Source organism: Micromonospora sp. RTP1Z1 (genome assembly GCF_033804685.1).
GTDB lineage: Bacteria > Actinomycetota > Actinomycetes > Mycobacteriales > Micromonosporaceae > Micromonospora.
Window position 1 is genome coordinate 1 of the sequence record NZ_JAPFQV010000108.1, and the last position, 10,245, is coordinate 10,245.

Annotated in this window: 12 protein-coding genes; 6 read left to right on the forward strand and 6 right to left on the reverse strand. The window is 66.7% G+C overall.

Features of this window, described 5'->3' with window-relative positions; translation table 11 throughout:
* The first annotated feature begins 948 nt into the window (after positions 1-948).
* The gene (locus SLP03_RS30800) at positions 949-1,452 is read left to right on the forward strand and encodes a hypothetical protein (protein WP_319464159.1); all 504 of its coding nucleotides are present in this window, start codon (positions 949-951) and stop codon (positions 1,450-1,452) included.
* A 296-nt stretch (positions 1,453-1,748) separates the two neighbouring features.
* Here the strand turns inward: SLP03_RS30800 and SLP03_RS30805 are convergent, their stop codons facing one another.
* Positions 1,749-2,027, reverse strand: coding sequence for a tyrosine-type recombinase/integrase (locus SLP03_RS30805; protein ID WP_319464160.1), 279 nt, complete (start codon positions 2,025-2,027; stop codon positions 1,749-1,751).
* A 214-nt stretch (positions 2,028-2,241) separates the two neighbouring features.
* The gene (locus SLP03_RS30810) at positions 2,242-2,514 is read right to left on the reverse strand and encodes a hypothetical protein (RefSeq protein ID WP_319464161.1); all 273 of its coding nucleotides are present in this window, start codon (positions 2,512-2,514) and stop codon (positions 2,242-2,244) included.
* 227 nt (positions 2,515-2,741) lie between these two features.
* Here SLP03_RS30810 and SLP03_RS30815 point away from each other — a divergent pair, with 227 nt between their 5' ends.
* Positions 2,742-3,212 (forward strand): SMI1/KNR4 family protein, encoded by a 471-nt coding sequence (locus SLP03_RS30815; RefSeq protein WP_319464162.1) that lies wholly within the window; start codon positions 2,742-2,744, stop codon positions 3,210-3,212.
* A gap of 8 nt (positions 3,213-3,220) precedes the next feature.
* Here the strand turns inward: SLP03_RS30815 and SLP03_RS30820 are convergent, their stop codons facing one another.
* Positions 3,221-3,709, reverse strand: coding sequence for a hypothetical protein (locus tag SLP03_RS30820; RefSeq protein WP_319464163.1), 489 nt, complete (start codon positions 3,707-3,709; stop codon positions 3,221-3,223).
* A gap of 255 nt (positions 3,710-3,964) precedes the next feature.
* Entirely contained in the window at positions 3,965-4,804 is an 840-nt protein-coding gene (locus tag SLP03_RS30825) for an aminoglycoside phosphotransferase family protein (RefSeq protein WP_319464169.1), read from the reverse strand.
* Here SLP03_RS30825 and SLP03_RS30830 point away from each other — a divergent pair.
* The gene (locus SLP03_RS30830; RefSeq protein WP_319464170.1) at positions 4,700-4,915 is read left to right on the forward strand and encodes a hypothetical protein; all 216 of its coding nucleotides are present in this window, start codon (positions 4,700-4,702) and stop codon (positions 4,913-4,915) included. The genes SLP03_RS30825 and SLP03_RS30830 overlap by 105 nt on opposite strands.
* A 217-nt stretch (positions 4,916-5,132) precedes the next feature.
* Here SLP03_RS30830 and SLP03_RS30835 read toward each other — a convergent pair whose 3' ends face one another.
* Positions 5,133-5,435: a hypothetical protein gene (locus tag SLP03_RS30835; protein WP_319464164.1), complete on the reverse strand. Its 303-nt coding sequence runs from the start codon at positions 5,433-5,435 to the stop codon at positions 5,133-5,135.
* Positions 5,436-5,699: 264 nt separating this feature from the next.
* Between SLP03_RS30835 and SLP03_RS30840 the strand changes: the two genes are divergently transcribed.
* The 3 genes from SLP03_RS30840 to SLP03_RS30850 all read left to right on the forward strand — a co-directional run bounded on the left by SLP03_RS30840 (position 5,700) and on the right by SLP03_RS30850 (position 9,442).
* Positions 5,700-6,596: a transposase family protein gene (locus SLP03_RS30840; protein WP_319464165.1), complete on the forward strand. Its 897-nt coding sequence runs from the start codon at positions 5,700-5,702 to the stop codon at positions 6,594-6,596.
* A 552-nt stretch (positions 6,597-7,148) separates the two neighbouring features.
* Positions 7,149-7,880, forward strand: a complete 732-nt coding sequence (locus SLP03_RS30845) for a hypothetical protein (protein WP_319464166.1) — start codon at positions 7,149-7,151, stop codon at positions 7,878-7,880.
* A gap of 482 nt (positions 7,881-8,362) precedes the next feature.
* The gene (locus SLP03_RS30850; protein ID WP_319464167.1) at positions 8,363-9,442 is read left to right on the forward strand and encodes a glycerophosphodiester phosphodiesterase family protein; all 1,080 of its coding nucleotides are present in this window, start codon (positions 8,363-8,365) and stop codon (positions 9,440-9,442) included.
* Between the two features lie 557 nt (positions 9,443-9,999).
* Here the strand turns inward: SLP03_RS30850 and SLP03_RS30855 are convergent.
* Entirely contained in the window at positions 10,000-10,137 is a 138-nt protein-coding gene (locus SLP03_RS30855) for a hypothetical protein (protein WP_319464168.1), read from the reverse strand.
* Positions 10,138-10,245: the final 108 nt, after the last annotated feature.

Consider the following 10,245-nt stretch of genomic DNA (forward strand, 5'->3'; position numbering starts at 1 on the left):
CCACACCATTCTTGGTTTCAGGCACCGCGAGGGCACCAAGCGCAACCGGCGACGGCGAGCGACACCGCCGACCCGAGTTTCACCCACCTGTGGGTGGCCCCGCCAGGGGCCATGGTTTTCTTGGTTGGAGGCGGAGGAGCGGGGGCTCGGCCAAGTCCTGGCCGAGGAGTTCCCCCGGGAAGAGTCAGCGGTGACAGATGCACTGTGCTTCTCGGATATGACCACTGGACCCGACGGACAAGACTTCGAGGTGCTCGACAGGCTGGCCGAGATCCGGTCACGCTACGGGCCTGAGCACCTGGTAACCCGCTTCATCACCCGAGCGCAACCTGAGATTGTCGCGGCGGTAGAACGCACCCAGGCTCGACTCGCGGGGTATGTGCCCGGCGCTCTCCTATAAGGTCACGACGCCCGTTCGGCCGCGTGCGGGGCGACGCCACTGAACCGGCCGACGAATCACTCGCAGGACAGCAACCTTTGCGTCGGTCAAGCATCGGGTCAGACCGGCCCAGCAGCGTCCCCGACATCCTCGCTGTCAAGCATGTCCCGTGACAGGACTACGAGCGCAGGCGCGCCGCTGCCGAATTGCGCTCTATCAGATCAAGGCGGCCCGCAAAGCGGGCCGCGCCGGCCCGGCCCCGGCCTGCTGGCGACCTCCGGCCGGCATCGGCCGGGCCGGCCGGCCACGCTGCGGGAGACGAACCAGGAAGACCCGGGGCTCCGCACCGAACCCCGACCCTCCTCAGAGATGCCGAGGCGGAACACCTCGCCGGGCACCACAAGGGCTACCAGCCTCCCCGGACGGGGCCAAGGTCGTTCGGCTGGTGAGGCGCTCCACCTTGTCCCCGTCCGGGGAGGCTGGACGGTCGGGCGACTGCCCGACGAGGAGATCCGCGAAGCGTGAGCCCCAGCGTGTGACACCCCGGCGCTGCCCAAGACAATGGCCGGATGCGTGATATCCGGTGGGACGACGTCAGGGAGTGGTTCGACCCGTACGAGAACGGCAGCCTGCCCGACGTCATCGTGCCTGGCATGACTCTGACCGACTGGGAGACGCTGCTCCGGCTGATTCGGTCCAAGGGCTGGCGGTGTGAGTACGACGTCCGGGAGCAGAGGCTTCCGCCGCCCGCGTCAGCAGCCGATCTGTTCACCGCCGACCCGGAAGGTTGGCTGCGTTGCCTCCATGTCTGGCCCGACCCTGGCATGGAGTGGATCGTTCGGCCCTCAAGCCCGGATGAGATTGACAGCGACGTCAGCCTGCACGAGATCCAGGGGCAGGAACGTCTGGACGTCTTCTGCGGATTCCTGCGGACACTTGGCAAGACCCTCGACAAGCGTGTCCTCGTATACGCCGAAGGCGATCACAGCTATCCGCCGATGATGGCGTACGAGTTGGCCGACGACCGAGTGGTGTTCCTCGCCCACCCCTGCGGGCCATCCACGGGCCAGTAACCGTGGCGGGCAGCGGTCACGAGCGGGCACGAGGGGCGAGTAGCTCCACCGCCGGCCGCAGGCGTTTCGGGCATCACGGCCGGTTGAGCACGATCTTCCGAACTGATTACGCGGGTTCAATTCCCGTCGCCCGCTCAGGCACGAAGGCCCAGGTCAGACAGCTCATCCGACCTGGGCCATATTCATGACTACGGCTCTACCGTGTCGGCGTGCCCGTTACGTGCCCGTCCACGCTCCTCGGCGATGCTGGCGCTCAGCGCGTCGGCGATGCTCCGGTCGCGCTCGGTGGTGGCGTGCTAGTAGATCATCGCGGCCCGGGTCGAGCCATGCCCCATCCGCGCCATGAGATCCGCCCGGCTGGCACCAGTGCCAGCGGCCAAGGTGTTGCCGGTGTGCCGCAGGTCGTGGAAGTGGAAGCCGGGCAGGCCTGCGGCGGCAACCGAGGCGGCCCAGCCAGCCGCCTTCTGGAAGTTGGAGCGGCGCAGGGCAGCACCCTTCGCGCCGGTGAAGATCAGGGCGTCGGATTCGTCGGCGACGAAATCGCGCACGTGACACTCAAGATCGGGGCGGATCACCGCCGGAATGGTGACGGAGCGGCAGCCGGCAGCCGACTTGGGCCGAAGATCATGCGTCCGTCTGACATCTCGACCAGGGTCGCGCGGACCGCGCCTGGCGCTGGCGTACCCACAGTGTCCGCTCACCGAGCTGCTCGGTGACATCGTCGAGACTGTCGTACTCCACTTGATGCGTTCCAGGTTGGCTTCACATGATGGGTGACGCGACCTGGACCTAGCCTTCCCGCGGGTCGCGGGCCAGCATCAGAGGAGCCGAATGAAGACTCAGCGGGAACGTCCCTGGGTCGAGGTGGATGTGGGCCCCAGACGGTGCCCTCTCGTCCGAAAGGGCGAGGCACCACCGTGCAAGATCCCGCAGGCCGGCTCGGTCGCCGAATATCTCAACTGAGCCGCCCACGATCTCGATCGACACTGTGCCACCCTCCACCGGCGCCACAACACCATGCGCGCTGTCGTAGCCGGGCACCGACAACACGATCTCATCCATGCGGCGAGTGTGCCCCCAGGCTCAGCCGTTGCTGCCTCGCGGTATCACCCATCAACTGAAGCCGCTGCGTCACGCATCAAGTGGAGCCCGACACCGGCTGCCGGCCAATGCCTGGTCTCGCATGATGCTTGACGGAACGGCGTCGCAGGACGCTTGACGCCAGGTCGTGATCGAATAGGTCTGGTGCTTGGGGCGATGGTAGGTCATGGGCAGGGTGCTACTCGCTTATGAGCAACCCCATCGTGTCGGTCTGTCGTTGGTCGCTGTGGCATCGTGGCGCTGTGAACCCTGCCGGCTGGTGGCAAGTGCTGCTGAGCGACGACGCCTACGTGCTGCGGCCACCGTCGTCCGTCGCTGTCGTGTCGCAGGTTGAGTCGCTGCTTGGCGTCGGTCTTCCGGCCGATCTGCGAGCTTTTTATCTCGCCACCGATGGTGTGTTCGACAAGATGGGCCAATGGTTCGTGTGCTGGCCTCTGGACGAGGTGGTCAAGCGCAACCAGGAAGCGTGGGCCGAGGAAGGGGCGGGCCGGCGACAGTTGCTCGGCTTCGGCGACGATGGGACCGGCTCCCCGTTCTGCGTTTCCACAAGCGGCAGCGGCCACGTGTTCTGGGATTCGATCGACGCCGTGGCCTATCCGCTCGCGACGAACCTGGCCGACTTCTGGCGCGGCTGGCATGCCGGCACGTTAAAGACCTGAAGCTTCTCTTATCGGTCGGCCCTGTGGATGGTGATCTGGTGTTTGGCCTTCACCCGGTTCATGTCTGTGGTGCTGCGGCGGGGAACGGCCGCGATCGGGGTGTCGGCGTCGTAGACGGTGACGGTGTGTTCGTCCAGGGCGACGGTGACGAGTGTGCGGGCGTGGATCTTGCCGACCTGGATGCGTTGCCCGGCGACCTGAATGCTGCCGTTGATGGATACGACCCGCTCGACGGTCGGGGCGGTGGCCGGTGGTGGGATCACGGAGGCGGGTCGGGCGTCGCGGATGCGACCGCAGGCGGTGGGCGGTAGTGGGCAGCGCAAAGTGCGGCGCAGCTGCCCTGCCTCGTCGATGACGTGCAGGAGGATCCCGTCAACGCGGACCCGGACTCGTTGGCCAGCCAAAGGCATGCCGACGCTGATCTGCCTGCCGCCAATGCTGATCCCGCCGCAGGAGTTCACAACACGATCGACCTCGACGGCGATGCTCTGCGGCACAGGCTGCGGCAGCGGAGATGGTCCGGCCGGGCTGCCGCCGTCGGCCAGCAGGCGGGCCAGGTCCCGTTGGGAAAGCCGCGATGGGCTGGACTTGATGCGGGCGCCGCCGGAGGTCAGGACATGCAGCCGGTCGGTGTCGACCCACGAAGACCTCGGGGCTCCGCCCCGAACCCCGGCCCTCCTCAGAGATGCCGCCGCGGATCACCTCGACGAGCACCACAAGGGCTACCAGCCTCCCCTGACGGGGAGATCCGCTCAGGTCCCGGGACCCAGCCCTCTACCCTGGTTAGCCGTTGTCCTGTCCTCGTCCGCGAGCACCTGGTCGATTGTGCGGCGGCCGATTTGGCCGATGAGAGAGTCATGCGGTGCATTTGCCACGCACATCAGCCCGAAGTCGAGTGCCCGTCCCCGAGCCCGAGCCCACGTCGCCTCGTCGACTTGCAATGCGCCTCGGAAGTATTCCCGAGCGGGTGGAGAGAGAACCGTCCACGCCGCGAGGACATCGACGGCCGGATCGCCGACGCCCAGGAGGCCGAAGTCGATAACGGCGCTCAGCCGGCCATCGATGACGAGCAGATTCGCCGGATGCAAGTCCCCGTGGGTCCATACACCCGGAGCCGGCCACGGGGGACCAGCCAATGCCGACTCCCATGCCGCCGTCATCGCCTCTGGATCCCAGTCGCCGTGCACGGCCTCGATTGCCGCGCGGACCCAGGGGTCTCGTTGAACCAGCGGGATACCGCGAAGCTCGCTGGCAGGTCCGTCGACCGGGTCGACCGTGCGAAGCGCGGTGATGAACTGAGCCAGCTCGTCAGCCATCTGGACCTCATCCAGCCCGTGCTCAAGCGCGGCGACTTCGCCAGGGAGCCATCGGGTCACCGTCCAGCGCCACGGATAGTCCTCGGACGGCACGCCGCGTCCAAGTGGCACGGGTACCGACAATGGCAGGTGCGGCGCCAACCCTGGTAGCCACCGACATTCGTTAGCGAGATGGTGAGCACCGAGCTCGCGGCGGGGAAGTCGAACGGAGAGTTCGTTGCCGAGCCGAAAGATCGCGTTGTCCCGACCGGTTCCATCGACTGGCTGGATCGGCAGCTCGGCCCACTGAGGAAATTGGCCGGCCAGGAGCCGGCGTACGAGCGGCACGTCGATGCAAACCCCGTCGCTGGCCGGAACCTGCTGAGCCACACCTACCTCGCTTCATAGATGCCGTACAGCCTGGCCAGCGGCAGCGTATCGTGGCGAGCCAACGGCGATCTTCGTTCAACCTGAATGCCGTCATGGGCCATCCGTGGGCCAGTAACCGTGGCATCCAGCGGTCACGAGCGGGCACGAGACGCAAGCGGGTAGGCCGTTTGCCGCAGGCTTTTCGGGCATCACGACCGGTTGAGCACGACCTTCCAAACTGACGGTGCGGTTCGACTCAGGCATCCTCTGCCGGCCAGAACTGGTCGTCTTCCTCGTCCGGAGATGTGGGAGCGTACTGCTGGGGCTTGCCCTTCCGGACCATCCAAACGCGGAAGAACGACTGCTCCTGGTCCATGACGAACAGCTGTACCGCGTTCGGAGTGTGCCATTGAACCGAGCCGAAATGCTCGACAAGAGCGTCAAGATCGGCATGGTTGAGTGCTCCCGCATACACGGCGCACTCCGGGTACTTGTACCCACCCCACTGGTTGTCGGATTCGGCGATCAGCGCAAGTTCGCCGCAGCCGCCCGGCTTCATACCTGGCTCACGACGCGGACACTCCTTGTCAAGTCACCCGCTGAACGCCTCGGCGTTCCGGTAGTCCTCGGGGCTCACCGACAGCATCACGTTGGCAACCCAGCTCACCGCATCCCCCAATCCACGGCCGGACCGTACAACCATCCTGCAGCCAAGACCATCGACTAACGACTTGGTGCGCGATAGCTGACTGACCCGCTTCGGTCATGGAAGCGGCCGTGCGGGACGATCATGATTGTGACGTCAAGATGGGCCCGCACGGCCTTGTCTCATCGTATCTGTACCGGCATTCCCCGGCGCAGGCTGGGCAAGCTGATCGCTGAACTGGCCGACCCGTGGACAGGCCAGGAGGAATCCCGGCTGCGCGAACGTCGCGGCCGTGACCGGGTCCGCGCGCCCGGCGCCGGCCCGCGCCGTGACCTGACCTTCACCGATCGGGTCATCACGACCCTGGTGGTGTTGCGCTTCCAACTTCCGCACGCCGCGTTGGCCCTGTTCTACAACGTCGACCGGGCCACCATCACCCGCGCCGTGGGTGAGATCCGGCCGCTGCTGGCCGCGCGAGGCTTCGCCGTACCCGGCAAGCCGCAACTGCGGCTGCGCACCCTCGCCGATGTGTTCGCCTACGCCGCCGCCGAGGGTGTCGAACTGCGCATCGACGGCACCGAGGTCCAGGTCCGCCGGCCCAAGGCCAACCGGCCCGGCCGACGAGCGTTCGTGTCGGGCAAGAAGAAGCAGAACACCATCAAACCCACCGTGATCAGCGACGGCGAAGGCCGGTTGCTGTGGTGCGGGGCCACCCGACCGGGCCGGATGCACGACGTCACCGCGCTACGCATCGAGGGCATTGAGGACCTGCTGCGGCAGCATCCGAACGTGCGCGCCAAGGTCGACTCCGGCTACCAGGGCCTGGCCCGCGACTTCCCCGACCAGGTCACCGCGCCGCCGAAGAAACCACCAAAAGACGCCACCGAAACTCAACTCGCCGAATACAACACCGCGCGGAAAACCCAGTCCTCACAACGGATCTGCGTCGAACACGCCATCGCCGAGCCCAAACAGTGGCGACCCCTGCAGCGCTACATCGGACGCCGGGAACACTTCGAAGACACCACCCTCGCCATCGCGGGACTCGTGTCCGACCGCTGCGCCGAGCGGTAGCACAACCCGCCCGAACAGCCCAAACAAGCGCGGCCATGCCCTAATCGCGCACCACCTCGTAACGTTCTTCTGGCCCTCAGGCTGGCCGTGCCCCCTGCGTGCCCGTTAGCAGGGGGACCGAGGGTCAGTGGCGGTCAGCTCCTGGACGTGGCTGCCGGCATGGCGAGGCAGGTCAAGCCAGGTCGCTGCCGTGCGACTTCCGGCCGTGTCCACACTTCCTAAACCGTGTGGCTGTACAGCCATCCGTACAGCCAAGACCGCCGACCAACGCCGACACTGCCCGACAACTATGGACGGGCTGACCAGGCGGACAGCCAAGCGACCAGCCGTCCGCGATCTTCTTCTAACCCCCAGGCCGGGCCTGGCTACTCACGCCGGCCCTTGACAACCGCCATTGAGACTCGTCCGGTAGGGCGCTCCACCTTGTCACCCTGGCCCTGGCCCGCTCCACGAGGGCGTGGGTCGGCGGCAGACAGTGAGGCAGCAGCATCACGGGCAGAGATGCCGTGGTTACGTACGCTGCTCGCTAGCGACCGGACTGCGGAGGGCTCCATGGTTCCGAACGAACTCGTCCCGATCATTTCTGCGGGCATCGGGGCAGGGGCCGCCCTCGGCGGCGTCCTGCTGAAGATGCTCTACGACGGCCGGACGGAGCGCCGGAAGCAGCGCAGAGACGACGCAGCCCTATTCCTGGCCGAGCGGCGCGAGACGTACGACCGCTTCCTGAACCTCCACAGGAAGCAGCTAGACCGCAACCAGCGCCTGCGCGAGATCGGGCTCACTGTGAGGGATGGCGGGACGCCTCCATCGAGCGAAGAGCTGGCGGCGTTCCCTGGCCCGGTGATGGGAGACCTGGTGGCGACGCTCGACGCCATACGGCGGTTAGCCCGTTCGTACGAGGTTGTTCGGGCAGGAGAGCAGATGATCCGTCTGCACGCCGACATGACCGCCGCCCAGCGGAAGATGTTGGACGCGGTGACGGCGGATGGGTCGAGCTGGGAGCTGTCCGCTGAGGCGAAACAGACAGACGACACCTTGTGGTTCGTCCTGGCGAATATCCTGCGTGACCGCACGCTGGAGTTCACGTACGCCTACCGCGCCGACCTTGGCTTGGGCGACCCCGAGGGTGGTCCCAAGCGGTACCCGATCGAACCGCGTCCGTGGCCGTTGGAGGTGTCGGAGCACATCATCCGGTCACGCATCCTGCCGAATCACCTCTCAGAGCCAACCCACGATGAGACCGGCGGTTCACCGGAGAGCGGCGTGCAGCGAACGTGCAACTAGCGGCGGCGATCAAGGGCCAAGAGCGGTCAACCACGGGCACCGGCGATCCCAGCCGGCAAGGGCGCACAAAGCAAGATCCCCACCGGCGTTTCCGCTGGTTGGGACCTCTGTAGCCCGGCGAAAGGCTATGTGGCCAGGGGCGGGGTCGAACCGCCGACCTTCCGATTTTCAGATCCAGGCGGCATTGGTCGCAGGCACTCCGACGATGGGCAGCCGACCGCCAGGTGCAGGGCCAGGTGCCCGGCGTCGGCTCCCGTTGTCGTCACGCTGTCGTCACGGGCAGGACAACGTCTGAACAGTTCCCGCGTCGGCGACCGGGCCGGCGGCCGCTCCCCAACCTCGACGTCCGCTCCTAAAGCCCCGCTGTTGACACCCGCGTTTTGCGAACGTTCAGCAGCCCACAACGCCGAGGCCACCGGTGGTGCGGCCGGGCGGCCTAGCGTCGCGTCGTCAGTGTGAACCCGACTGAGCTGAGGTTATTGATGTCCGCACGTCGCGTTCTGGCGAGCCTGGCCGTGGTGCCGGCGCTCGCCGCGCTCGCCGCGCCCGTCGCCGCTTCCGCGTCAACGGCCGACAATCCCGGTGTGGTGCTGCCGCAGAAGACCCACTTCGACCTGCAGGCCCACCGGGGTGGCATCGGCATGACCACCGAGGAGTCGCTGGAGGGATTCGCCAAGGCGGTGCGCCTCGGGGTCAGCACCCTGGAACTGGACACCCACGTCACCAAGGATGAGAAGGTCGTCGTCAACCACGACCGGCAGATCAGCGCCAAGAAGTGCCGTGACACGGGACCCGTCACGCCGGGTGACCCGATGTATCCGTACGTCGGCAAGTACATCAAGGATCTGACCCTGGCCCAGCTCCAGACCATGGACTGCGGCTATCAGCAGCTGCCCGGTTTCCCGGAGCAGGAGCAGATCAAGGGCTTCCGGATGGTCGAGCTCAAGGACGTGCTGGACCTCGTCAAGAGCTACCACGCGAACCAGATCAAGCTGAACATCGAGACCAAGGTCGAGGCGGGCGCGCCGGAACAGACCGCGCCGCGTGAGCTGTTCGTCCGCCGGGTCTACGAGGAGATCCACGCGTCCGGGATCGAGGAGCAGGTCACCATCCAGTCCTTCGACTGGGGCGCGCTGAAGGAGATGCACCGGCTCGCGCCCACCTGGCCGCTGGTCGCGCTGACCAACTACGACTTCCTTCAGGTCGGCAAGCCCGGTGCCTCCCCGTGGCTCGGCGGGCTCGACGCCGACGACTTCGGCGGCGACTTCGTGAAGTCTGCCGCCGCCATTCCCGGCGTCACGGCACTCTCTCCCGTCTACGGCTTTCCGCAGAACGGGAAGATCGGCGACTCGGGCTTCCGCTTCTACGTGGACGAAGCGATGGTGTCGGCGGCGCATGCCCGCGGCCTGAAGGTCATCCCGTGGACCTGCGACGACCCGGCCACCGTCGAGGCCCTGATGGACATGGGCGTCGACGGCATCATCACGGACTACCCGAACTACGTCCGGCAGATCATGGCCGACCGCGGCATGCGGCTGCCGAAGGTGTCCGAGCCACGCTGATCAGGCGCAGCTGTCTCCGGGCGCGGTGGGTCTCCCACCGCCCCCGGCGGCTTGCCCGGGCGGTCAGGGATCCACCTCGCGCCCCGCGCGTCGCGGTCGCGCGAGCTACGGCTGGCTCAGGAGTACGGCCTGAGCCCCACGCGCACCGCGCACCCGAGTCAGCTCAGCAGCTGTCACAGCTTGTGGCGGTCGTCCGCCGGCAGGCCGGGCGACTCCGGTGGCTCGGCGCACTGGCCGGGCTGACCGAGTTGCGCGACATGGGTCCGGTCGAGGACCCGGAGAGGAAGGAGCGGGTCCGCTCGTCCCGCGGCGCAGGGGCCAGTCGTCCGCAGCCTGCAGTCCGGTGCCCAGGTCGCGCCGTCGTATCCCACACTTCCGCTGGAAGTAAGAGCCCCGACTTCCCGACCTCCCGCGTCAGCTCCGGCGTGACCCCTGACCTACGGAAGCGCCTTCCGTCGGCTTCCGGCATCTTCCGCCGCTACTCGCGCTCGGTTGTGCCGGATCTGTGCCATGTGATCATGAGGTGCTGATCGACCTGGCGGCTGAGATCAAGTTGCCTACTTCACCATCCGCATCGGCCAGCCGGCCAAGATGTTGTAGCCGAGAACAATCAAGAACATAAGGCCGACCAGAGCGAAAGCTACGCCAATCACCCGTTCCAGCAGGATGAAGCGCGCTAGTACGGCAGCCGCCATTGGCGGTCTGACCTCGCGGGATGCGGTGGGGGCGTGCGAAGTGGACGCAGCCGCCTGTCGATCATGTGTTTGTGAGGACTACAAGATCGAAGGCGGCTGCTGCTGCCA